20 protein-coding genes are annotated in these 24263 nt (G+C 68.8%); 15 read left to right on the forward strand and 5 right to left on the reverse strand.

Annotation, left to right across the window (positions count from 1 at the left end; translation table 11 throughout):
• The first annotated feature begins 54 nt into the window (after positions 1-54).
• The 7 genes from H5J31_RS19575 to H5J31_RS19605 all read left to right on the forward strand — a co-directional run bounded on the left by H5J31_RS19575 (position 55) and on the right by H5J31_RS19605 (position 7763).
• Positions 55-1317: a glutamate-cysteine ligase family protein gene (locus tag H5J31_RS19575; RefSeq protein WP_181774046.1), complete on the forward strand. Its 1263-nt coding sequence runs from the start codon at positions 55-57 to the stop codon at positions 1315-1317.
• Positions 1314-2666, forward strand: a complete 1353-nt coding sequence (gene egtB / locus H5J31_RS19580; protein ID WP_181774047.1) for an ergothioneine biosynthesis protein EgtB — start codon at positions 1314-1316, stop codon at positions 2664-2666. Before H5J31_RS19575 ends, egtB begins: the two co-directional genes overlap by 4 nt.
• A 5-nt stretch (positions 2667-2671) precedes the next feature.
• Positions 2672-3454 carry an ergothioneine biosynthesis protein EgtC gene (gene egtC / locus H5J31_RS19585; RefSeq protein WP_181774048.1) on the forward strand — a complete coding sequence of 261 codons (783 nt, stop codon included), beginning with the start codon at positions 2672-2674 and terminating at the stop codon, positions 3452-3454.
• Entirely contained in the window at positions 3451-4428 is a 978-nt protein-coding gene (gene egtD / locus H5J31_RS19590; protein ID WP_181774049.1) for an L-histidine N(alpha)-methyltransferase, read from the forward strand. The genes egtC and egtD overlap by 4 nt, the downstream gene beginning before the upstream one ends.
• A 46-nt stretch (positions 4429-4474) precedes the next feature.
• A complete protein-coding gene (locus H5J31_RS19595; protein WP_181774072.1) occupies positions 4475-4897 on the forward strand; it encodes a nitroreductase family deazaflavin-dependent oxidoreductase in 423 nt (140 codons plus the stop codon).
• 156 nt (positions 4898-5053) lie between these two features.
• Positions 5054-6664 carry an alpha/beta hydrolase gene (locus H5J31_RS19600; RefSeq protein ID WP_181774050.1) on the forward strand — a complete coding sequence of 537 codons (1611 nt, stop codon included), beginning with the start codon at positions 5054-5056 and terminating at the stop codon, positions 6662-6664.
• A gap of 121 nt (positions 6665-6785) precedes the next feature.
• The gene (locus tag H5J31_RS19605) at positions 6786-7763 is read left to right on the forward strand and encodes a hypothetical protein (RefSeq protein WP_181774051.1); all 978 of its coding nucleotides are present in this window, start codon (positions 6786-6788) and stop codon (positions 7761-7763) included.
• Positions 7764-7779: 16 nt separating this feature from the next.
• Here the strand turns inward: H5J31_RS19605 and H5J31_RS19610 are convergent, their stop codons facing one another.
• From H5J31_RS19610 to H5J31_RS19620, 3 genes are read right to left on the reverse strand one after another with little or no spacing between them, the layout of a single operon-like run.
• Positions 7780-8127 carry a darcynin family protein gene (locus H5J31_RS19610; protein WP_181774052.1) on the reverse strand — a complete coding sequence of 116 codons (348 nt, stop codon included), beginning with the start codon at positions 8125-8127 and terminating at the stop codon, positions 7780-7782.
• A gap of 11 nt (positions 8128-8138) precedes the next feature.
• Positions 8139-9029, reverse strand: coding sequence for an SDR family oxidoreductase (locus tag H5J31_RS19615; RefSeq protein WP_181774053.1), 891 nt, complete (start codon positions 9027-9029; stop codon positions 8139-8141).
• A gap of 12 nt (positions 9030-9041) precedes the next feature.
• The gene (locus tag H5J31_RS19620) at positions 9042-10490 is read right to left on the reverse strand and encodes an MFS transporter (RefSeq protein WP_207898307.1); all 1449 of its coding nucleotides are present in this window, start codon (positions 10488-10490) and stop codon (positions 9042-9044) included.
• Between the two features lie 159 nt (positions 10491-10649).
• Between H5J31_RS19620 and H5J31_RS19625 the strand changes: the two genes are divergently transcribed.
• On the forward strand, positions 10650-11615 hold the full coding sequence (locus H5J31_RS19625; protein ID WP_181774055.1) for a LysR family transcriptional regulator: 966 nt from the start codon (positions 10650-10652) through the stop codon (positions 11613-11615).
• Between the two features lie 191 nt (positions 11616-11806).
• Positions 11807-12283 carry an MgtC/SapB family protein gene (locus H5J31_RS19630; RefSeq protein WP_236005272.1) on the forward strand — a complete coding sequence of 159 codons (477 nt, stop codon included), beginning with the start codon at positions 11807-11809 and terminating at the stop codon, positions 12281-12283.
• Here the strand turns inward: H5J31_RS19630 and H5J31_RS19635 are convergent.
• Together H5J31_RS19635 and H5J31_RS19640 are read right to left on the reverse strand one after the other, a co-directional pair.
• Positions 12280-13080, reverse strand: coding sequence for an alpha/beta fold hydrolase (locus H5J31_RS19635; RefSeq protein ID WP_181774056.1), 801 nt, complete (start codon positions 13078-13080; stop codon positions 12280-12282). The genes H5J31_RS19630 and H5J31_RS19635 overlap by 4 nt on opposite strands.
• Positions 13081-13658: 578 nt before the next feature.
• Complete coding sequence (locus H5J31_RS19640) at positions 13659-16466, reverse strand: aconitate hydratase (protein ID WP_181774057.1); 2808 nt, start codon at positions 16464-16466, stop codon at positions 13659-13661.
• Positions 16467-16807: 341 nt separating this feature from the next.
• Here H5J31_RS19640 and H5J31_RS19645 point away from each other — a divergent pair, with 341 nt between their 5' ends.
• The 6 genes from H5J31_RS19645 (at position 16808) to H5J31_RS19670 (ending at position 24164) form a co-directional block, all read left to right on the forward strand.
• Positions 16808-18157: an NlpC/P60 family protein gene (locus H5J31_RS19645; RefSeq protein WP_181774058.1), complete on the forward strand. Its 1350-nt coding sequence runs from the start codon at positions 16808-16810 to the stop codon at positions 18155-18157.
• Between the two features lie 2 nt (positions 18158-18159).
• Complete coding sequence (mobA, locus tag H5J31_RS19650; RefSeq protein WP_181774059.1) at positions 18160-18702, forward strand: molybdenum cofactor guanylyltransferase; 543 nt, start codon at positions 18160-18162, stop codon at positions 18700-18702.
• A gap of 42 nt (positions 18703-18744) precedes the next feature.
• Positions 18745-21042: a hypothetical protein gene (locus H5J31_RS19655; protein WP_181774060.1), complete on the forward strand. Its 2298-nt coding sequence runs from the start codon at positions 18745-18747 to the stop codon at positions 21040-21042.
• A 123-nt stretch (positions 21043-21165) separates the two neighbouring features.
• Positions 21166-22233 (forward strand): AAA family ATPase, encoded by a 1068-nt coding sequence (locus H5J31_RS19660; RefSeq protein ID WP_181774061.1) that lies wholly within the window; start codon positions 21166-21168, stop codon positions 22231-22233.
• A gap of 69 nt (positions 22234-22302) precedes the next feature.
• A complete protein-coding gene (locus H5J31_RS19665) occupies positions 22303-23187 on the forward strand; it encodes a DUF58 domain-containing protein (protein WP_207898314.1) in 885 nt (294 codons plus the stop codon).
• Positions 23184-24164 carry a VWA domain-containing protein gene (locus tag H5J31_RS19670; protein WP_181774063.1) on the forward strand — a complete coding sequence of 327 codons (981 nt, stop codon included), beginning with the start codon at positions 23184-23186 and terminating at the stop codon, positions 24162-24164. The genes H5J31_RS19665 and H5J31_RS19670 overlap by 4 nt, the downstream gene beginning before the upstream one ends.
• Positions 24165-24263 lie beyond the last annotated feature (99 nt).

Below are 24263 nucleotides of genomic sequence, written 5' to 3' on the forward strand. Positions count from 1 at the left end.
GCGTCCGATGTCAAGGTTTCTCAGTTATCGGACAACCGACTGGACGGCGGAAAGATGACTACTGTTCATGATTTCCCCGAGAAGTCCGGGAGCGCGTCGAACGCGACGGCGAAGGTCCTTTCGGACCGCGCCGAAGGTGAGGCGTATGTGGCTTCCGTGTGCTTCAAACACGGGCCACCGAGACTTCTCGGCGTAGAGCTGGAATTCACCGTGCACTACGCCGACGACCCCGCCCGGCCCCTCGATCCCGACGATCTGGCCACCGCACTGGGCCAGCACACCCCGCGGACGTTGCGTCCCGACAGCCCCGCCCTCCCTCTTCCGGCAGGTTCACCGCTGAGCCTCGAGCCCGGATGTCAGGTGGAGATCTCCGCTCAACCACAGACCACGCTGCGTCACCTCGACGCCGTCGTCTCGGCCGATCTGGCCCACCTCGAAACCCTTCTCGCCGCACGAGGCCTGTACCTGGGTGATTCCGGGATAGACAGGCATCGCGCTCCCGCGCGCAAACTGCACACCCCCCGTTACGCCGCGATGGAACGCCGCTTCGCCCCGATGGGCCCCGGGGGAGCGACGATGATGTGCAGCACCGCGGGCCTGCAGGTCTGTGTGGACACCGGCGAGGCGGGGGATCTGGCCTCTCGCTGGGCCGCCGTCCACGCGCTCGGCCCGCCGCTGCTCGCCACCTTCGCCAACTCCCGGGTCCACGCCGGACGCGACACGGGTCACGCTTCCGCACGCTGGCTGGCCGTCATGGAGACCGAAAAGGTCCGTACCCGGTCGGCGGAGCCGTCGCGGGATCCGGCCGGGGAGTGGGCGCGCAGGATCCTGGACACCCCGCTCATGGTGCTGCCGGACGGCGAAGGGGGCTGGGACGCACCCGCCTCCCTCACCTTCGCCGACTGGATCGACGGCCGGGGCGCGGGTTCCGGGCTCGGCAAGCCCACCGAGGACGACCTGGCCTACCACCTGACGACCTTCTTCACGCCGGTTCGTCCACAGGGGTACCTGGAGATCCGCTACCTGGACGCCCAGCCGGCCGCCAGGTGGCTGCATCCGGTGGCCCTGCTGACCGCGCTGCTCGCGCGTCCATCCACAGTGGACAAGGTGCTCGAACTGTGCGAACCGGTACAGGGCAGGTGGGAGTGCGCGGCCCGGTTCGGCCTGGCCGACCGGGCGGTCGCCGACGTCGCGAGCGAGGTGGTGGACCTCGGCTGCGCCGAACTCGGCATGACCGGTCTGCCGCCGGAGAAGATCACGGAGATCAGCGAGGGTGTGCAGTCCCTCGTGCACGGTTCGAGGAGCCACCAGTCATGAGCGTGGAAAGCACCGAGACCAACCCGCTTCGCGCGCTGAGCCCGCAAGACCTGCGGGCCCACGCGGCCGAAGCGCTCACCAGGGCCCGCGAGCGCAGTGTCGCGCTGACAGACGCGGTCGACGACGAAGACCTGATCCGCCAGCATTCGAAACTGATGTCGCCGCTGGTCTGGGATCTGGCGCATATCGGCAGCCAGGAGGAACTCTGGCTGGTCCGCGACGTCGGCGGCCGCGAGGCGCTGCGTCCGGACATCGACGACATCTACGACGCGTTCCAGCACGCCCGTGCGGATCGTCCGGAGCTGCCGCTGCTGGGCCCCGACGAGACCCGCAAGTACGTCCGTCAGGTCCGGGAGAAGTCCTTCGACATCTTGGAAAACGTTCCGCTGCAAGGCAGGCGCCTCACCGAGGACGCCTTCGCCTTCGGCATGATCACCCAGCACGAGCAGCAGCACGACGAGACGATGCTGGCCACGCACCAGCTCCGCAAGGGTGATCCGGTGCTGCACGCGCCCGCACCGCCGTCGTCGCGGTCCGGGCGGCTGCCCGCCGAGGTCTTCGTGCCCGGCGGCGTCTTCACCATGGGAACCTCGGCGGAACCGTGGGCGCTGGACAACGAGCGCCCGGCGCACGAGGTCGCCGTCGAGGCGTTCTTCATCGACACCGCGCCCGTCACCTGCGGGGCGTACGCCGAGTTCCTCGACTCCGGGGGTTACCAGGACCCGAAGTGGTGGAGCGAGCGAGGCTGGGCGTACCGCAGCGAGCACGGCATCGACGCGCCGCGATTCTGGAAGCGTGAGCAGGACGGCTGGTGGCGCACGCGGTTCGGCGTCTACGAGAAGATTTCCATGGCCGAGCCGGTCGTCCACGTTTCGTTCTACGAGGCCGAGGCGTACGCGGCCTGGGCGGGCAGGCGCCTGCCGACGGAACGGGAATGGGAGAAGGCCGCCCGGTTCGATCCGGCGACCGGTCGTTCGCGCCGGTTTCCTTGGGGTGACCAGGAACCCACGCCGGAGCACGCCAATCTCGGCCAGCGGCACCTGCGGCCGGCGGAGGTCGGGGCGTACCCGGCCGGGGCGTCCCCGCTGGGCGTGCACCAGCTGATCGGCGACGTCTGGGAGTGGACCAGTAGCGGATTCGAGGCATACCCGGGGTTCTCCGCGTTCCCGTACAAGGAGTACTCCGACGTGTTCTTCGGTGGCGACTACCGGATCCTGCGTGGCGGCTCGTTCGGCACGGACACGGCGGCCATTCGCGGCACGTTCCGCAACTGGGATCACCCGATCCGGCGGCAGATCTTCTCCGGGTTCCGCTGTGCCCGGGACGCGCGACCGGGCGAGGTGGGCTGAGCGGCATGTGCCGTCACCTCGCGTATCTCGGCGCGCCGCGTTCGCCCGCCGAGCTGCTCTTCCATGCCCCGCATTCCCTGCTCGTGCAGTCCTACGCCCCGGCCGACATGCGGGGTGGAGGATCGGTCAACGCGGACGGATACGGCCTCGGCTGGTACGCCGACGATCCCGACCCCGTGCGGCTTCGCCGGTCCGCTCCCTTGTGGACGGACGGGGATCTGCCCGCGCTGGCCGGGTCGGTGCGGACGCACGCCTTCATGGCGGCGGTCCGCAACGGCACGACCGGGATGCCGGTGGTCGAAGCGGCGAACGCGCCGTTCACCGGCGGCCGGTTCCTCTTCAGCCACAACGGGTTGGTGAAGGGCTGGCCCGATTCGATGGCCGAGCTGGCCGCGAAACTGCCGATCACCCGTCTCCTCACCTTGGAGGCGACCACGGACTCGGTGCTGCTGTGGGCGTTGCTGCGCGATCGGCTCGAAGCGGGTGAAGACCCGCTCGCGGCCGTCACGTGGCTGACCGGCGTCGTCGAGGAGGCGGGGCCGGGTTCGCGGCTCAACCTCCTGCTGACCGACGGCCGGACGCTGATCGGCACCGCGTGGACGCACGCCCTGTCGTATCGGGACATCGGTGACGGCGTCGTCGTCGCCTCCGAACCGTGCGACGACGGTCCGGGGTGGACCCCCGTTCCCGAACGCCACGCCGTCCGGATCACCGCGGACGGTGTGGAGATCCTCGCCCTCGAAGAGAACATCACCCTCGAAGCCGATCGGAGCCCTGAGCCACGATGACCGAAGTGGACCTCGACGTACACCGCAGTGAATCGGATATCACCGAGCAGCTGCGCGCGGATGTCCGTGCCGGCCTGGAAACGGACCAGAAGTGGTTGCCGCCCAAGTGGTTCTACGACGCGCGCGGCAGTGAACTGTTCGAGCGGATCACCGCGTTGCCCGAGTACTACCCGACCCGGAGCGAACGGGAGGTGCTCGCCGCGCGCGGCGGCGAGATCGCGGAAAGCTCCGGTGCGCACACGCTCGTCGAGCTCGGTTCCGGGTCGAGTGAGAAGACCCGGCTGCTGCTCGACGCGCTCTCGGGTCACGGCACGCTGAAGGAGTTCGTGCCGCTCGACGTCTCCGAAACCGCGCTCGCCGAAGCCGCGGAAGCGATCACCGCGGACTACCCGGCCCTGGAGGTCCGCGGTGTGGTCGGCGACTTCACCCAGCACCTGGACCTGCTGCCGGGTGACCGGCCGCGGCTCGTGGTGTTCCTCGGCGGGACGATCGGCAACTTCCTGCCCGCCGAGCGGGCCACCTTCCTGCGTTCGGTGCGCGAGGTGCTCGACGAGGGGGAGTGGCTGCTCATCGGGACGGACCTGGTGAAGGACCGGGAAACGCTGGAGGCGGCGTATGACGACGCGGCCGGGGTCACCGCCGACTTCAACCGCAACGTCCTGCACGTGATCAACAACGGTCTCGGCGCGAACTTCGACCCGGCCGCCTTCGACCACGTCTCGCATTGGGACGAGGAGAACGAATGGATCGAAATGCGACTTCGTGCCCGTGAGGCGATGACCGTCGAGATCCCGGGCGCGGATCTGCGGGTGAAGTTCGCGGAGGGGGAATACGTGCGCACCGAGATCTCCGCGAAATTCCGGCGGGAAGGGATCGCCGCCGAACTGGCCGACGCCGGATTCGCGGTGGAGAAATGGTGGACGGACTCGCGGTCGCGGTTCGGGGTGAGCCTGGCAAGATCCGTACGTGGCTAACCCTCTTACGCTCCTCGCCCGCGCGCTCGGCACGAAACCGTGGCTCATGGAGCTCGCGGGCGGGATCATCTGGGTGGACAAGAAACTCCACCGGCTGTTCAAGGGAAAGGTGAGCCTGGTCGCGCTGGCCGGGCTCCCTTCCCTGCGGCTGACCACGATCGGGCGTAAGAGCGGCTTGCCCCGGAGCACCAATCTCCTGTATTTCCCCCACGACGGGGACTTCGTGCTCGTCGGCTCCAATTGGGGGAGGCCGAACGATCCCGCGTGGACGTACAACCTGCGTGCCGAGCCCGAGGCGGTCGTCGCGCTGGCGGGCAAGGAGATTCCGGTGCTGGCCAGGGAACTGCTCGGGGACGAGTACGACGCGATGTGGAAGCTGCTCCTGGAGTTCTGGCCGGGCTACTCCATGGAAGAGAAGGCCGCTCGCCGTGTGTTACCGATTTTCGAGTTAAAGCCCACCACACGATAGGTTCGTACCATCCTTTCGGACGGTGACTGGGTTACCGGCTTGTGCGAGGCTCGCTGGGTGTTACGCGCCGTGACGTCGGCGGCGCGCCGAGCGACGTGTCCAGGCACGTCGCCAGCCGAGGGAGGAGTTGCTTTGCCGAGTTCCACAAGGAAGCCGGTGCGCGGACTCGCACTGGTAGGGGCACTCGTGGCGGGCGCCGCGTTGACCGGGATGCCGGGAACGGCGGTGGCCGCGCAGGAGGCGGGTCCGCCGGCCGCCCAGGTCGGTGCGACGCCACCGGTGCAGTGGGGTGCCTGCACGGCGAGCCAGATCGTCGGTGTTCCCGCCGACCAGGCGAAGTTCTACAGCTGCGCTCGGTATCGCGTGCCGATCGACCACGACAACGCGGCCCTCGGCACCGTCGACATCGCGATGCTGAAGAGGGCGGCGAAGACCCCCGACAAGAAGATCGGCTCGCTGTTCCTCAACCCTGGTGGCCCCGGCGGCTCCGGGTTCCGGATGCCGATCGTCGCGACGAGCTACTTCCAGCCGCAGGTGCTGGACCGGTTCGACCTGATCGGATTCGATCCGCGCGGCGTAGGCGCCAGCAACCCGCTCAAATGCTTCACCACGCAGGAAGACGCGGAAGACGTCTTCGGCGCGCAGGTCCTCGTTCCGATCTCGCGGCAGGAGATCTCCAGCACGCTCGCCGCCTACCGGGACTATGGCCAGTTCTGCAAGAACAACGCCGGCGCGCTGCTGAACCACATGTCCACCAAGGACGTCGTGCGTGACCTCGACAAGATGCGGGCGGCTGTCGGGGACCAGAAGCTGACCTTCGTCGGCTTCTCGTACGGGACCCTGATCGGGTCGACGTACACCGGCATGTTCCCGAAGCAGAGCCGGGCGATCGTCGTCGACGGCAATGTCGATCCGGCGCTGCGCACCAGCGACGGCGTGCAGTACGACCGGGAACGCGCTCGCGGGTTCGAGATCGCGCTGGACGCTTTCCTCCGCAAGTGTGCGCAGGTCGGGCAGAAGTGCTCGTTCAGTCCGGGCACACCGCGAGAGAAGTTCGACGAGATCCGCGGCTACCTGCGCCAGCAGCCGATCAAGCTGCCGGACGGGAGCACCTACGGTATCAACGACTTCACCGAAGCGGTGGCCGGGACGCTGTATTCGCCGCTCAGGTTCCCGGCGCTGGCCGACGACCTGCAGGCGTTCTACAACGTGATCCATCCGCCGGCGGCGCAGACGCAGACGGCCCAGGCCTTCGAGCTGAAGGTGCTGCGGTCTGGCGCGAGTGGGCGGGCGGATGTCGAGCCGGACAGCCCGTACACGGCCGACGACTCCTACTTCGGCGTGAACTGCTCGGACAAGAAGATCACGATCAAGCAGGAGAAGGTGCCCGAGATCGCCGCGAAGTGGGAGAACGAATCGCCCACTTTCGGTCGCTACCAGGCCTTCTCCGACGTCGCGGCTTGCCCGGTGTGGCCGGTCAAGAAGCCGGACGTCTTCCGCGGCCCGTGGCAGGCCAAGACCGACACCCCGGTGCTGGTCGTGGGCAACTACTACGACCCGGCGACCCAGTACCTGTTCTCGAAGCGCATGGCCGACCAGCTGGGCAACGCCCGCCTGCTCTCGGTCGACGCGTTCGGGCACTGCATCCTGGGTGACTCGCTCGGCGTGGACAAGGTGACGGCCGACTACCTGATCGACCTGAAGGTTCCGGCCAACGGTCAGGTGTTCCAGCCGAACGTCCAGCCGTTCGAATCCGCCGCGCCCTGATCCCCGGCGCCTAGCCGCGAAGGCCACCTCCGAGACGTCGATCGTCTCGAAGGTGGCCTTCGTGGCGTTCCGGGGACCGGTCCCGGGCACCTGGCTTTAGGTTTCCCGTCGGGGAGGCCGGATGAACCGGACGAGAGCGGCTGACGCCGGATGCCTGGCACTGGCCGGGGCGGCGATACTCGCCCTTGTTTCGGTGATCTGGGTGGGTAACCAGGACACCGGCTACGGCCCGGTCGAGGCCACCGGTGTACCTGGCTCCGCCCCGGTCTCCCCGATCGCGCTTTCCGCCGCCGGCTACCAGCGCGCGCTCACCGAGCTGGACGTCGCGGCGCGGGCGCCGACCGACCGCGTACTGACCGCGAAGACATCGGCGGATCTGAGAGCCGCGAAGTCCGGACTCGGCGCGCTCCTGGAAGACCGGACCCGGAGCCTCGGCGAGCTGGTGCCGCCGCCGGAAATCGTGCAGGAGCACCGGAACCTCCGTGAAGGCCTGGCGGCGGAAGGACGCTGGCTGACCTCGCCGGACCCGGTCCCCACCGCGGTGGGGACCGACAGCTGCGGAATCAAAGTCCCCGAGAGGCCGATCGCCGAGCTGGTGTACGACACCGTCGACAGGCTGGCGAACAAGGACAGCGCCCTGCGCAAGGCGATCGCCGCCCTCGCCGCGAAAAAGTTCGTGGTCGGCGGGTTCCTCCCGGCGGCCCCTGAGACCCCCGCGCCTCCGCCCGCTCCGCCGACTTCCCGTCCGCCCAACGGGAAGATCGTCGAACGGTCCGGTCCTCGCGGACAGCGCAGGCTGCAGATCGCCAACGACGACTCGTCCGATGTCGCGGTCTCCGTCGTGAACGGTGAGCCGTCGAAACCGCAGGTGATGATCTACGTGCACGCCGGTGCCTCCGCGACGATCACCGGGATATCGGGCGACTACCGGGTCTATTTCAAGACCGGCTCCGGCTGGGACGCCGCCGGGCGCAGGTTCACCTCGGGTTGCTCGTTCGAGAAGTTCGAGCAGACCTTCGATCAGGGGCGCGATTGGTCGATCGGCTTGAGAAAGTCGAGCGTGGGGAACGCGCGGACCGGAGAGGTTCCCGCCTATTGAGGGCATCCTCCTCCGCTCACACGTCCACGGACGCGTAGGTGTCCAAGCCGTAGTTCGTGGCGTACGCGTTCTCCACACCGACCAAGAGATCGACGACCTCGAAGTACTTGTCCCAGAAGGACGTCTCACGCAAGGCTTCGATCAGAAGCTGGTACGAGTGGTGGTCGTCGGCCTCCCACACCCACACGTCGGTCACCCGCGCGGAGTAGAACTCGGTGTCGTAGAACCGGGACCGGACTCCCTTCACCTTGCTCTCGATCGCGGGGAGGATCTCGGTCTTGAAGGTTTCCACGCGTTGCCCGACGGTCAGGCCGAGCCATTCGGGTGTCGTCTTCACGAGCATGAAGGCGGTCACTTCGGACATGGTGTTTCCTTTCAGGCGTAGGCGCCGGCTTCGATGTCTTCGGCCAGCGTGGGTCCGGACGGCGTCCATGCGAGGAGGTCGCGGGTGCGCGCGCTCGAAGCGGACATGTCCAAGCCGAAGAACCTGCCGACGAAACCGAAGTGCTCGGCCGCCTTCTCGGGGGCGATCGACGCCACCGGGACTCCGAGGGTGCGCCCGACGGCTTCGGCGATTTCGCGGGTCGTGACGGCTTCCTCGTCGACGATGTGGAGCAGCGAACCGGTGGGCGCGCCTTCTAGTCCCAACCGGACCAGGTGGGCCGCGTCCGTGCGGTGCACCGCCGCCCAAGCCGCGGTGCCGTCACCGACGTAGCCGGAGACGCCGTGCTTGCGCGCTGCCGCCACGACGGAGGCGACGAAGCCGTGGTCGCCGACGCCGTGCACCGACGGGGCGAAACGGGCACTGATGATCCGGACGCCCTTCTCCGCGTACTCGAGTGCGAGGTTTTCGCTGCCACCACGATGCGAATCGGGTCCGACCGCCGGCGACAGATCCGCCTCGGTGGCGGGACGGCCCGTCGCCAGCGTGGACAGACCAGCGGCCAGCACGAACGGGCGGCCCGAACCGGCGAGCGTTTCGGCGATGGCTCCGACCGCGGCCCGTTCGGCGCGGTTGGATTCGGCCGGGTTCGCCCAGTCGTGCTTGTTTGCCAGGTGGATCACGCCGTCGGCCCTGTCGGCGGCGACGCGGATGCCGTCGAGATCGTCGAGGTCGCCGCGGTGGACGAGGGCTCCATTGCCCTCCAGTGTGGTGGCCGACGCGGCCGACCGGGCGAGACCGGTGACCTCGTGCCCGGCTTCGAGCAGCTCGTCCACGACGGCGGAGCCGATCCAGCCGGTGGCTCCGGTGACGAAAATACGCATGGAAACGCTCCTTTACGACTCCCGCGGCTTCTTGCCGCGGGAAGATGGGGTGGTGCGGGAAAGGCGCGCCTGCAGGACGACGAGCGCACCGAGGACGAGCACGCTCACGCCCATCACCCGCAGAGCGGTCTCCGTGCCGGACACGAACGCGGCGATGACCTCGGGGGACCGGCCGGGCGCGGCGATGAGGGCCTGCGCCACGGTGTGCGGATCGTGCTCCGCGCGGATGTCCGGCGGGAGTGCCGCGACGAACCGTCCGGTGAGGACGGTGCCGATGACCGCGACCCCGAGCGCGCTCCCGAATTCGCGGGTGGTCGCCTGCAGGCCGGCGCCGACGCCCGCTTGGGCAGGCGGAAGCGAGCCGGAGATGGCGGCGGACAACGCCGGCAGGGCCAGCGTGACACCGATCCCGGTCACGACGAGCCAGGCCGCGTAGGCGGCATACGGCGTCTGGGTGTCGCTTGTGGACAGTCCGATCAGGCCGCAGCCGACGAAGACGAACGCGATGGCGACGGTGGCGTCGAGCCCGATGCGCGCGACCAGCCGCCCGACGTGGCGTGCGCCGAGGATGACGGGAATGGTCAGCGGGATGATGCCGAGTCCGGTCATCAGGACGCTGAATCCCTTGCCGTACTGCAGGAACGACGCGTTGACGTAGAAGAGCGCGAACATCCCGAAGAAGATCGCGGTCATCCCGAGGGAGGCGCTGCGCAGTGCCGGGACGCGGAACAGCCGCGGATCGAGCAGGGGGTGTCCGACCTTCAGTTCCACGAGCGTCCACACGGCGAACAGCACGGCGGCGCAAGCGAATCCCGTCAGCACGAGCGGGCTGCTCCAGCCCGCTTCCGGACCCTCCACGATGCCGACCAGCAGCGCGACCGAGGCGCCGACGAGCAGCAAAGCCCCGGGAACGTCGACCTTGCGGTCGTGCCGTGCCGACACCGGCGTGATCCGGGCGACGAGCGCGGCGAGGATCAGGGAGACCGGGACCGCGGCCGCGAACAGCCAGCGCCACGACCCGCCGGACAGGACCGCGCCGCCGCCGACGTTCCCGACGACACCGCCGATCCCGGTCATCGACGCCCAGGTCGCGATCGTCACGCCCTTGCGTTCGGCGGGCACCGCGTGCAGCAGGACGGCGAGCGTATTGGGCAGCACGGCGGCGGCGCCGACCCCGGTGATCGCCCGGCCGGCCAGGAGGAACGGCACGTTCGGCGCGACCGTCGACAGCAGGGCGCCGATCGCGAACAACACCAGCCCGATGATCAGCACCCCTTTGCGGCCGAAGCGGTCGCCCGCCGCGCCGCCGGGGATCACCAGGCAGGCGAAGAAGACGACGTAGGTGTCGACGATCCAGATCAGCGCCGACGCGGACGGACGCAGCGTGCTCGCGGCCAGCATCGGGACGGCGAGGTTGATCGCGGCGACCATTCCGACGACGAGGACGACGCAGGCGCACATGAGCGCGAGCAGGCCGCGCTGGGAGACCGGGCGGCGGCTCGCGGCACCCGCCGGGTCTTCGCGGATTTCAACTCGGAGTGGCATGTCCGCAACGCTAGGGACCAGGGATGTATTCGTGCCACGCAACTTTGGCAAGGACTAGTTGCGTACGATGCAACTATGCCCGACCAGCTGGACCTGAACCTTCTGCGAGTGTTCGACGCGCTTTTGCGGGACGGCAGCGTCACGACGGCGTCGGAACGCCTGAATCTCTCGATCCCGGCGACGAGCCGGGCGCTGGGCAGGCTGCGGCGCGCGATGGGCGACCCGATCCTGGTGCGCGCCGGCCGGGGGATGGCTCCGACGCCGTTCGCGCTCCGGACCGCGCCGCGCGTGCGCTCGCTGCTCGACGAAGCGTCGGCGTTGATCAGTGCCGACCGCGACCTCGCGATCGGCGACCTCGAACGCACCTTCACGATCCGCATCAACGACGGCGTCGCCGCGACGTTGGCGACCGCCGCTGTCGAAGCGACGGCCGCCGTCGCGCCGGGTGTGGTCCTGCGCTTCGTCGCGGAAGGCAGCGAGAGCGCCGAAGCCCTGCGCGACGGGTCGGTCGATCTGGACATCGGAGCGGGGGACATGCCCGCGCCCGACATCCGCTCCGTGCAGCTGTACCGCGAACGAGTGGTCGCGATCGTCCGTGCCGACAACCCGCTGGGGAAGACGCGCAGGCCGACGCTGGCCCAGCTCTGCCGGCATCCCCACGTTTCCGCGTCGCGGCGGGGCCGTGCCCGTGGTCCGCTCGACGACGTCTTGGAAGCGGCCGGCCTCCAGCGCCGGGTCGCGGCCGTGGTCCCCACGTCCGCCGTGTGCGCGTTCCTGGTCGCGTCGAGCGACTACGTCGGACTCGTCCCGCAGCGTCTCGCCGAGCAGTACGGCCGGTCGCTCGGGATCCGCTGGTTCCCGGTCCCCGCCCAGCTTCCGCCGGTCGAGGTCCGCATGCTGTGGCATTCCCGGCTCGACGCGGATCCCGCGCAACGCTGGCTGCGCGACACGATCCGCGAGGCGTTCGGCCCGGGCGGGACCGCGGTCGACATGTCCAAGAACACAGAAGGCGGTCACGCCGCGGCGAGCCGGAAGCCTTGATCGGCGTGGTACCTTCCGAAGGTTGATCAACACCGATCGAGTACGAAAGCGAGGTGAGCGGCACATGCCGGAAGACAGTTCTGGACCGACCGGAAGCGGTCGCCGTTCACCCGTGTGCGCGGTGCGCTGACCTCTCCGGTCTCCTTTCCCTGTCTGGCTTTGTGTACGCACGCCAGAAAAGAGCCGGAATCATGAACACCTTCGAAATGCTGCTCAGGGTCGGCACCGGCGTCGGCTTGGGCGCTGTCATCGGCATCGAGCGTCAGTACCGCGCCAGGATGGCCGGACTCCGCACCAACGCCCTCGTCGCCGTCGGCGCCACCCTGTTCGTCCTGTTGTCCGCCCACGGTTTCGGCGGGCTGAACAGCAGCGGTGACGCCGACCCGACGCGAGTGGCCGCCCAGATCGTCTCCGGGATCGGATTCCTCGGTGCCGGCGTGATCCTGCGCGACGGCCTGAACGTGCGCGGCCTCAACACCGCCGCCACCCTCTGGTGCTCCGCGGCCGTCGGATCCCTTGCGGGAGCGGGACTTTACAGTGTCGCGCTCGCGGGCACCGGGGTGATCGTCGGGGTCAACGTGCTGTTGCGCCCGCTCGGTCACGTCATGGACCGCCGCCCGGAGAACCGCGACGACTGCTCGGAGCAGGAAGAGCGCGAGACGGCCTAGCCGGCCAGGAAATCGAGCAATATCCGGGAGAACTCGGCGGGCTTCTCCAGATTGATCATATGCGCGACCCCGGGGACGACGAGTTTCCGGGCGTCGCGTGCCCCGCCGTCGACCAGGTCGGCGACGCGGTGGATGTCCGAGGCGTCGAGCTCACCCACGAGCGTCAGCGTACGGGGAGTCAGCTCACCGGCTCGTTCGATGGCCCGCAGTTCGTCCATCAGCGTGAAGCCGGTGAGCCCGTGTCGCGTGACCGTGTGCGTGTACAGCTCCTGGCACAGCCGCCGGACGTCCTGATCGACCTCGTCGGGTGCCCGCCGGGGGCCGTCGGCCCACATCCGCAGAATGCACTCGATGGCGGCGGTCAAGTCGCCGGCGGAACCCGCCTCTTGGAGCTTTCTGTTCTGTTCCACGACGAAGGGATCCGTCATCTCCATCGCGCTGAGACCCGCAGCCACGAGGACCAGGTCCTCGACGAGGTCCGGATAGGTCAGTGCGAAGTCGACCGCGATCCGCCCGCCACCGGACAGGCCGACCAGTGAGGCGCGGGGGAGGCTGAGCCTGGTCATCAACGTGCGGAGGTCGTCGTAGTGCCTGAAACGCTCGGTGGGCGTGGACGATTCGCCGTGTCCGCGGGCGTCGTAGCGGATGGCGGTGTACGCGTTCTCCAGCGCCGTCATTTCGGCGTCCCACATGCGGGAGTCGATGATCCCGCCGTGGAGCAGGATCACTGGAGCGCCCTCGCCCCGGATCTCGTACGCGAGCTCGCCGTTCTCGACTGGGATCCGTCCGCGGGTCATACGCCACGGTACCGAGAGTGGGGAGGAGTTGCGCTGACGCGAGGGGGTCGTGAGGCGATTCCGGCTCGGCCGTCGCCGCGTGTCGTCCGTCTGATCACGCGTGACGTCCACCCAGTCACGCGAAAGTACCGACTCGGCCCGGAGTGGTCGTGAGTGGCGATACGGGTTATTGAGCAGAAAGGCGAAGGTGGCGTGTTCTGTCGGTCGCCCGCACGCCGGCCTCGGGTGTTGCGAAAGCCACTTTCGCAACCTTCAACGTTGCGAAAGTGGCTTTCGCAACACCCGGGGACTCCGCCGCCCACGAGGACCGCAGACCCGCGTCGAAGGTGCCTTGCCCCTCACTGTACGAGTGGAAAGTCCCCTTCACTCCGCTGATCACCGGTCCGTGAAGGCCTCCTTGAGGGACCCAGAGTCCCTCAAGGAGGCCTTCACGGACTCGGCACCCGACACGACACCTTTGCCTTACCCCTCAATAGAGCCCTTATCGCCACTCACGACCACAGGAACCGAAGCCCACCGGAAGCGAAAGGCCCCTTTCCCCAAAGTGCGGGGAAAGGGGCCTTCGGCGCGCGAAGTGCTTACGCCTGCGTCATCTTCCGCAGCACGTACTGCAGGATGCCGCCGTTGCGGTAGTAGTCCGCCTCACCCGGGGTGTCGATGCGGACGTCCGCGTCGAACTCCACCTTGGTGCCGTCGGTCTTCGTCGCGGTGACGTGGACCGTACGCGGGGTCTCGCCGTCGTTCAGCTTGGTGATGCCCGAGATGTCGAACGTCTCGGTGCCGTCGAGGCCGAGCGACGAGGCCGACTCGCCCGCCGGGAACTGCAGCGGGATGACGCCCATGCCGATCAGGTTCGACCGGTGGATCCGCTCGAACGACTCGGTGATCACCGCGCGCACGCCCAGCAGGCGGGTGCCCTTGGCGGCCCAGTCACGCGACGAACCGGAGCCGTACTCCTTGCCGCCCAGGACGACCAGCGGGATGTCCTGCGCCGCGTAGTTCTGCGCCGCGTCGTAGATGAACGCCTGCGGGGCGTCGTCCTGGGTGAAGTCGCGGGTGTAGCCGCCCTGCACGTCGTCCAGCAGCTGGTTGCGCAGCCGGATGTTCGCGAAGGTGCCGCGGATCATGACCTCGTGGTTACCGCGACGCGAGCCGTAGGAGTTGAAGTCCTTCTTCTCCACGCCGTGCTCGGTCAGGTACTGCGCGGCCGGGGTGCCCGGCTTGATCGCGCCGGCGGGGGAGATGTGGTCGGTGGTGACCGAGTCGCCCAGCTTCGCCAGCACGCGCGCGCCGGAGATGTCGGTGACCGCGGACGGCTCCGCCTTCATGCCGTCGAAGTACGGGGGCTTCCGGACGTAGGTCGACTCCGCGTCCCAGTCGAAGGTCTTGCCCTCGGGGGTCGGCAGGGACTTCCACCGCTCGCCACCGTCGAAGACGTCGGCGTAGTCCTTGGTGAACATCTCCTGCGTGATCGCGTAGTCGATGGTCTCCTGGATCTCCTTGGCCGACGGCCAGATGTCCTTCAGGAAGACGTCGTTGCCGTCGGAGTCCTGGCCGAGCGGCTGGTTCTCGAAGTCGAAGTCCATCGTGCCCGCGAGCGCGTACGCGATGACCAGCGGCGGCGACGCGAGGTAGTTCATCTTCACGTCGGGGTTGATCCGGCCTTCGAAGTTCCGGTTGCCCGAGAGCACCGAGACCGCGGTGAGGTCGTTCTCCTGGATCGCCGCGGAGATCTCGTCCGACAGCGGGCCCGAGTTGCCGATGCAGGTGGTGCAGCCGTAGCCGACCAGGTGGTAGCCCAGCTTCTCCAGGTACGGCCAGAGGCCGGCCTTGTCGTAGTAGTCGGTGACGACCTGCGAACCCGGCGCCATCGAGGTCTTGACCCACGGCTTGACCGCGAGGCCCTTGTCGACCGCGTTCCGCGCGAGCAGTGCCGCGCCGAGCATGACCGACGGGTTCGAGGTGTTGGTGCAGGAGGTGATCGAGGCGATCACCACGGCGCCGTGGTCGAGGATGAACTCGCCGCGGTCCGAGGTGCTGACCTTGACCGGGTTGGTCGGGCGGCCGCTGTGGCCGTTCGCCGCCGACTGGATGTCGACCGCGCCCTCGTCCTTGAAGGACAGGGCGGCCGGGTCGCTGGCCGGGAAGGACTCCTCGACGGCTTCGTCGACGTTGGTGTGCGGGGCCTGCTCGCCACCGACGTAGTCGTGGATCGACTTGCGGAAGGAGTTCTTCGCGTCGGTCAGCTCGATGCGGTCCTGCGGGCGCTTCGGGCCGGCGATCGACGGGACGACCGTCGACAGGTCCAGCTCGATGTACTCGGAGTACTCCGGCTCGTGCGACGGGTCGTGCCAGAGGCCCTGCTCCTTGGCGTAGGCCTCGACGAGCGCGACCTGCTCGGGGGAGCGGCCGGTGAGCTTGAGGTAGCGGACGGTCTCGTCGTCGATCGGGAAGATCGCCGCGGTGGAGCCGAATTCCGGGCTCATGTTGCCGATGGTGGCGCGGTTGGCCAGCGGCACCGCGCCGACGCTCTCGCCGTAGAACTCGACGAACTTGCTGACCACACCGTGCTTGCGCAGCATCTCGGTGATGGTGAGCACGACGTCGGTGGCGGTCACGCCGGTCGGGATCTCGCCGGTGAGCTTGAAGCCCACGACGCGCGGGATGAGCATGGAGACCGGCTGGCCCAGCATGGCGGCCTCGGCCTCGATGCCGCCGACGCCCCAGCCCAGCACGCCCAGGCCGTTGACCATGGTGGTGTGCGAGTCGGTGCCGACGCAGGAGTCGGGGTAGGCCTGGCCGTTGCGGGCCATGACCGTACGCGCGAGGTGCTCGATGTTGACCTGGTGCACGATGCCGGTGCCCGGCGGGACGACCTTGAACTCGTCGAAGGCGCCCTGGCCCCAGCGAAGGAACTGGTAGCGCTCGCGGTTGCGCTCGTACTCGATCTCGACGTTGCGCTCGAAGGCGTCGGCGCGGCCGAAGACGTCGATGATGACCGAGTGGTCGATGACCAGCTCGGCGGGGGCGAGCGGGTTGACCTTGTCCGGGTCGCCGCCGAGGTCGGTGACCGCTTCGCGCATGGTGGCGAGGTCGACGACGCAGGGAACGCCGGTGAAGTCCTGCATGATCACGCGGGCGGGCGTGAACTGGATCTCGATCGACGGATCGGCGCTCGCGTCCCAGTTGCCGAGCGCGCGGATGTGGTCGGCGGTGATGTTCGCGCCGTCCTCGGTCCGCAGCAGGTTCTCGAGCAGGATCTTCAGGCTGTAGGGAAGGCGCTCGGCGCCCTCGACCTTGTTCAGGCGGAAGACCTCATAAGAGGCGTCGCCCACCTTCAGCGTGTCTTTGGCGCCGAAGCTGTCCTTGCTGGCGGGTGCAGTCACTTCTAACTCCAGTGGCGGGTCAGTTCGGTGTGGTCTCCGGGTCGTTCGGGTCGACCCGGAGCGAGTGTCGCGCACCCCCACCGTATGGCCGGACGCGGGATGGCACACCTCGTTCGTCCCTTCAAACAGTACGCCTGTCCTTTTTGTCAGGCAAGCCGACACGCGCGTCGCGAAGGTCTCATCGACCTGCGGCCATTCGAGTGACGAAACGTTCGTCTGTTCGTCCCCCGTTGAGGGGAAATGGTGCCTACGGTGTGTAAGTTCCTGGTGGTGCTTCTGGTAATGCTGTTGCAGCAGTGGCACAGTGAGCTCGTTGTTCAAGATCAGGAGGTGGGCGGATCGTGCGTGGTGAAACCGGGTCCGGGACCGGCGTCCGCCGTGGCGTGACCATCGGCGCGCTCGGCGTCGTCCTGTTGCTCGGGGTGACCGGCACGGGTCTCGCGGTCCCGCCGCCCCCGCCGAACCCCAGCGACTCCGAAATCAACTCGAGCAAGGCCGACGCCAACGCCAAGGCGGGCGACGTCGGCAGGCTCACCAATCAGCTGGCCCAGGCCGAGTCGAAGCTCTCTCAGCTCAACGACGAGGTCGAGCTGAAGATGGAGGAGGCCAACAAGGCGAGGGTCGACGCGGACACCGCGCAGGACGCCGCCTCGCAGGCCGACCGGGAGGCGCAGTCCGCGCGCACCGAATCCGACGCCGCGCAGGCGACCATCGACAAAGCCCGCGCCGATCTGGACAAGTTCGCCGCCGCCAGCTTCCAGCAGGGCAGCACCGTCGGCTCGGTGTCGGCGTATCTCACCGCCAACAGCCCCAAGGAACTGCTCGGCCGCGCCCAGCTGCTCGACGCCGTCGGCGGGAGCAGGCTCAACGCGCTCGACACGATGAAGCGCGCGCAGACCGAGAAGTCCAACAAGGACGCGACGGCGCGTAAGAAGCTGGAGATCGCGCAGGAGCGCAAGCGCGCTGCCGACGCGGCCAAGCACGAAGCCGACAACGCCCAGAGCGCCGCCCAGCACGCGCAGGACACGCAGGCCGCGCAGAACGACAAGCTGGAAGCCGACAAGGCGGGCGTCGAGAAGCAGCTTTTCGAAGCGCAGCAGAAGGTCAGCGGCCTGCAGGGGCAGCGACAGCGCTACGAGGACTGGAAGGCGCAAAAGGCCCGCGAAGACGAGGAACGCGCTCGTCAGGCGGCGCTCGCCGCGTCGAAGCCCAGTCAGGGTGGCGGTGGCCGTCCGTCCAGCAGGCCCGTCCAGTCGGCTCCCGCCGGGGCGAGTGTCGAAGCGGTCGTCCGGCGCGCGTTGTCGCAGCTGGGTCTGCCGTACGCCTGGGGTGGCGGCAACACCTCCGGCCCGACCCGCGGTATCCGCGACGGTGGCACGGCGGACCGCTACGGCGACTACATGAAGATCGGTTTCGACTGCTCCGGGCTGATGATCTACGCGTTCGCCGGGGTGAAGTCGCTGCCGCACTACAGCGGCTACCAGTACAACGCCGGCCGGAAGGTACCGCTCTCGCAGATGCGGCGGGGCGACATGCTCTTCTGGGGCGGCAGCGCGCGCGGTATCCACCACGTCGCGATGTACCTCGGGAACGGGCAGATGGTCGAGGCGCCGCAGTCGGGTCTGCGGGTGCGGATCGCGCCGGTGCGCTACGGCGGCATCATGCCGTACGCGACCCGTCTGATCGGCTAGGCGTGGCCTACGCGGGGATCGTACTGGCGGGCGGTGCCGCGCGTCGTCTGTCCGGTGTGGACAAGCCCGCGCTCCCTGTCGGCGGGAAACCCTTGCTGGCGCGGGCTTTGGCCGCTCTCGCCGATGCTTCCCCGGTGATCGTCGTCGGCCCGGAACGGCCGGGCTTCGGCGACGTCGTCTGGACGCGGGAAGCCTCGCCCGGAACAGGGCCGGTGGCCGCGCTGGCGGCAGGCCTGGAGCTGGTCCACGCGGAGATCGTCGTCCTGCTGGCCGGTGACCTCGCCGGGGTCCGGAAATCCACTGTGGACAGGCTGGTCGCGGCGCTCGGCTCGTCCGCGGGCGCTGTGCTGGTCGACGCCTCGGGTGAGCGGCAGTGGCTGCTGGGCGTGTGGCAGGCCGACGCACTGCGGGCGGCGTTGCCCGAGCAGGTCGAGAACGCGTCGTTGCGGCGGACGCTGGGCGGGCTGGAGATCGTCGACGTGCCCGAAGAACCGGGCGAGAGCGACGACATCGACACGCCTGAGGATCTGGACCGGTTTTCGTAACGTCCTTCGGAACTCGTCGGAGCGGTTCGACATCATAGGCGGGTGGACGACCAGCCTGAGGACGGATCCGAGTCCGACGTCCTGCGTGACGGTGCGGGGTTCGTCGAAGATTTCGACACGTGGTCGTCGCTGCTCGCGCTGGAGGCCGTACTCGACGAGGCACTCACCGAGCCGGAGATCATCGTAGGGCTCCGTGCGGAAAACCTGCGTGTCGACGACGCCCGTGAAGCCGTCCTCACCAGTGTTTCGGCGCTCGCGCGGATCCGCATGGAGCGCGAGCGGGCCGGGGTGGTGTTCGAGCGTTCCCGGCGGCTTCCGTTCCGGCGGATGACCCTGCGGGAAGCGGGGTGGTTCGTCGTGACCGGCGCACTCCTGGTGGGCTACCTCCGGATCCTCCAGCTTTCGTGGTCGGCCATGCCGCTGGTCTTTCAGCTGATCGGCGTGCTCGGACTCGGCGCGGTGATCGGGATGGCCGTCCAGACCATCGGCCGCCGTATCCCCGGCCTGTTCGCCTTGGAGGGGTGGGAGCGCTCGGGTGAGTGGGCGCATCCCGAGTTGATCGGACTGGGCGACAGGTGGGACTTCGCGCTGCGCGAGATCGTCCTGCCGGAACTCCGGGACCACATCAAGGACAACCGGCGTACCCGGGATCGGGTGAACCTCGTGTTCGAAGATCCCGGCGAGGACGATCTCGGAGCAGGACTCGTCCGGACAGCGGCGGTGAACCGGCTGCGCAGGATCGTCGACCGGGCCGAGTCGGTGGCCGTCGCGCTGGCCGGCCATCGGGGGACCGGGAAGACCACGGCGATCCGATCGCTCGAAAAGGGCCTGATCGGCCGTTCGGATCAGGCAGACCCGCTGGTCGTGGTCGCCTCGGCGCCCGCCGCGTACGAAGCTCGGGATTTCGTGCTCCATCTGCACGCGTTGCTCTGCAAGGCCGTCCTGGTGAAGATCTCGGACGGTTCGTCGCCGGTGACCGGACGGATGCGACGGCGCCACGTGCTGGGGAGAGTGCTCCGGCGGTCGGCGTCGCTCCTGATGGCCGCGGGCGTGGCGGCCGTGGTCGTCTGGCTGCTGTGGGGCGGGACGCCGATACAGGCGGGAAAGGACCTCCTCACGTTCGCGTCTGACGTCGTCGGCGGGCGCGTGACGCTGCCTCAGGTATGGGACGGACAGCCGGTGCGACGGCTCATCGCCCTCGGCGTGCTGCTGGTGTTCTTGCTGCGAACGGTGTTCGGCGTGCTGGCCGGCGCGGCCTCGGTCGTCCGCTGGCTGGTGCGCCGCCGCCGGGCCGCGAGGGTCGTCGGCCTCAAACGCCTCACCGAACAGCAACTCGACCGGATCCGGTTCCTGCAGACCTACACGACCGGGTGGTCCGGGAAGCTCAGCATGCCGCTGAAGGGGGAAGCGGGCCGGACGTGGTCCACGCAGCGGGCCGAACAGCAACTCACCCACCCCGAGGTCGTCGACAAGTTCCGGGAATTCGCCGAGGAAGCGGCCTGGCGGCTGAAGGTGGAGAAGCTCGCCGGGCGGGTCGTGATCGCCATCGACGAACTCGACAAGATCGGGGAACCCGAGAAGGCGCACCAGTTCATCAACGACGTGAAGGGCGTCTTCGACGTCCCGGGCTGCCTGTTCTTCGTGTCCGTTTCGGACGACGCGGTGCTCGGTTTCGAACAGCGCGGGCTCGGCGTCCGCGACGCGTTCGACAGCGCGTTCTCGGAGATGGTGCGGTTGGAACCGTTCACTTTGGACGAAAGCAGGCTTTGGATCGCCTTGCGGCTGCGGGGGATCTCCGAGCAGTTCTGCCATCTCGCGCACTGCCTGTCGGGCGGGTTGCCGCGGGATCTCAAGCGGTGCGTCGTCGAGATGGTCGACCTCGCGAACGAGATCTACCAGCCGACGCTGGAGACCGTCACGCGCAGCCTCGTCGAAGGGGCGATGGCGGGCAAGACCCGCGCGTTCACCGCCACCGCGGCCACCTTGGAGCGGTCGCCCGAACTGGTCGCGCTGACCACGGACCTGCTCCGCATCCCCGAGACGGACACGCCTCCGGAACTGGCGGAACTCGCCGCCCGGCTGGTGCGGGACGACGCTGACGACGCTGACGACGCCGAAGCCACCGAAGCCACCGCGCCGATCGGTGATCTGCGCTGGCACAGCGGCTGTTTCGTGCTGTTCTGCGCGACGGTGCTGGAGATCTTCGACGACGGGCTGACGGGCGACCGGCTGAGCGCCGGACTGCACCGCCTCGCCCTCGTCCGGCAGCGGATGGCGATGCATCCGCGACAGGCCTGGGACGACCTGGTGGAGTTCCGGAAGGCAAGGGGGTTGTCGTGAACGGCGCCCTTCACAGCCGTCATACCGGTGATCCGGTTGGCTACCGTCACGAACGGCTGTGTCGATGACCACTACGGTCACAGCCGGACGCAAGAACGCAAGCGGGGAACACAGGAGGCACGAGTGACCGAGCCCGGCTACGCCGATGGCGCGCAGCAGCCCGGAACGCCGGCGCGGGACGCCCAGTTGCTGGAGCGGACCGTGTTCGAGGTCAAGCGGATCATCGTCGGCCAGGACAGGCTGGTCGAGCGGATGCTGGTCGGCCTGCTGGCGAGGGGCCACCTCCTGCTCGAAGGTGTCCCCGGTGTCGCGAAGACCCTCGCCGTCGAAACCTTCGCGCGAGTGGTCGGCGGATCCTTCTCGCGGGTGCAGTTCACGCCGGACCTGGTCCCCGCCGACATCCTCGGCACCCGGATCTACCGTCAGGGCGCCGAGCGGTTCGACGTCGAACTCGGCCCGGTGGTCGCGAACTTCGTGCTCGCCGACGAGATCAACCGCGCGCCGGCGAAGGTGCAGTCGGCGATGCTCGAGGTGATGGCCGAGCGGCATGTGTCGATCGGCGGCCAGACCTTCCCGATGCCCGACCCGTTCCTCGTGCTCGCCACGCAGAACCCGATCGAGAACGAGGGTGTGTACCCGCTGCCCGAGGCGCAGCGGGACCGGTTCCTGTTCAAGATCGTCGTCGAGTACCCGACGGCCGAGGAAGAGCGGGAGATCATCTACCGGATGGGCGTCACCGCGCCCACCCCGCAAGAGGTGCTGAGCCCGGGCGAACTGGTCCGGCTGCAGGGCGTGGCCTCGCAGGTGTTCGTGCACCACGCGCTGGTCGACTACGTCGTCCGCCTCGTGCTCACCACCCGCACCCCGAACGACCACGGCCTCGCCGATGTCGCGGGCTGGGTGTCCTACGGCGCCTCGCCGCGTGCCAGCCTCGGCATCATCGCCGCCGCCCGGGCGCTCGCCCTGGTCCGCGGCCGCGACTACGTGCTGCCGCAGGACGTCGTCGACGTCGTCCCGGACGTGCTCCGGCACCGGCTCGTGCTGTCCTACGACGCGCTCGCCGACGGCGTCCCCATCGACCACATCATCACGCGGGTGCTGCAGACCGTGCCGCTGCCGCAGGTCTCGGCCCGTCCGCAGGGCGGCGCCGGGCAGGGCGGCCCGGTCCCGGCCGGCGCACCCGTCAGGTAAGGACGAAGCGTGAAGAACGAGAAGGGCGAACGTCCTTCCTGGGCTCCGCCGGTACTCCGCGGCGAGCGGATGGAGGCGGGCCTGCGCACGCTCGAACTCGACGTGCGCCGCCGTCTCGACGGTCTGCTGCAGGGAAACCACCTCGGGCTCGTCCCCGGGCCGGGTTCGGAACCGGGGGAGGCCCGGCCGTACCAGCCCGGTGACGACGTCCGCCGGATGGACTGGGCGGTCACCGCGCGGACGACCAGCCCGCACATCCGGGAGACCGTCGCCGACCGCGAACTGGAGACGTGGCTGGTCGCGGACGTATCCGCGAGCCTCGACTTCGGTACGGCGCTGTGCGAGAAACGCGATCTGGTCGTCTGCGCGACGGCCGCCGTCGCCCACCTGACCGGTGGTGGCGGCAACCGGATCGGCGCGCTCGTCTCGAACGGGGCGGGCAGCATCACGCGGATCCCGGCGCGTGGCGGGCTTCCGCACGCGCGGGGACTGGTCCGCAAGATCGCCGAGACCCCGCGTGCCGAGGAAGGTGTCCGCGGGGATCTGGCCGCGTCGCTGGAGAAGCTGCGCCGTCCGCCGCGTCGTCGCGGGCTCGCCGTCGTGATCTCCGACTTCCTCGGCGACACCGAATGGCAGCGTCCGTTGCGCGCGCTCGGCGGGCACCACGACCTCATCGCCATCGAAGTCCTCGACCCGCGCGACATCGACCTGCCCGACGTGGGCACCGTCGTGCTGGCCGACCCGGAGACAGGGAAACAGCGCGAAGTGCACGCTTCGGCCTTGCTGCGCAAGGAATTCGGCGCCGCGGCGCATGCGCACCGGCAGGAGGTCGCGGCCGCGCTGCGGCGGGCCGGTGCCGCGCATCTGGTCCTGCGCACCGATTCGGACTGGATCGCGGACATGGTCCGGTTCGTGGTGGCCCGCAAGCGCCGCTGGTCCGGGGGTGTCGCGTGAGCCTGACCGGATTCGCCTCGCCGTGGTGGTTCCTGCTGCTGCTCGCGGTCGCCGCGGTGGCCGTGGGCTATGTGCTTTCCCAGCGTGCGCGGCGCAGGCGCACCATGCGGTTCGCCAACCTGGAACTGCTGGACAAGGTCGCGCCGAAGAGCCAGGGCTGGGTGCGGCATGTGCCCGCCATCCTCATCGTGCTCTCGCTGCTGGTGCTCACCGTCGCGCTCGCCGGGCCGACGGCCGAGCAGAAGGTGCCCCGCAACCGGGCGACCGTGATGCTGGTGATCGACACCTCGCTGTCCATGGAAGCGACCGACGTCGCCCCGACCCGGCTGAAGGCGGCACAGGAGTCGGCGCGGTCGTTCGCGCAGAACATGACGCCGGGGGTCAACCTCGGGCTGATCTCGTTCGCGGGGACGGCGACCGTGCTGGTCGCGCCGACCACCGATCGCGGCGGCGTCGTGAAGGCGATCGACAACCTGAAGCTGGCGCAGTCGACGGCCACCGGCGAAGGCATCTTCGCCGCGCTCCAGTCGATCGAGAGCTTCTCGGCGATCGTCGGTGGCGCGGAAGGCCCGCCGCCCGCCCGGATCGTCCTGATGAGTGACGGCAAGCAGACGGTCCCCGACGACCTCTACGCACCGCGAGGCGGCTACACCGCCGCGCAGGCGGCGAAGCAGGCTCAGGTGCCGATCTCGTCGATCTCGTTCGGGACGACGCACGGTTCGGTCGACATCGACGGCAAACCGCAGGACGTGAAGGTCGACGACGAATCGCTGGAGGAGATCGCGCGCCTTTCGGGCGGCGACTTCTACAAGGCGGCGAGTGCGGACGAGCTGAAACGCGTCTACGACGACCTCGGCGAGCAGATCGGCTACGAGCTGAAGGACGCCGACGCGAGTCGTCCTTGGGTGATCCTCGGGACGCTGGTGCTGATGATCGGCGCCGCCGCTTCACTCTTCCTAGGCCAACGCCTGCCTTAGCTCCCTACACGCGTGTCCGTGAAGGCCTCCTTCCCTACCTTGAGCGTAGGGAAGGAGGCCTTCACTACTTTGCGGGCCGGGGTCCGGGGGCCGGTGCGG

Source organism: Amycolatopsis pittospori, assembly GCF_013870525.1.
GTDB lineage: Bacteria > Actinomycetota > Actinomycetes > Mycobacteriales > Pseudonocardiaceae > Amycolatopsis > Amycolatopsis pittospori.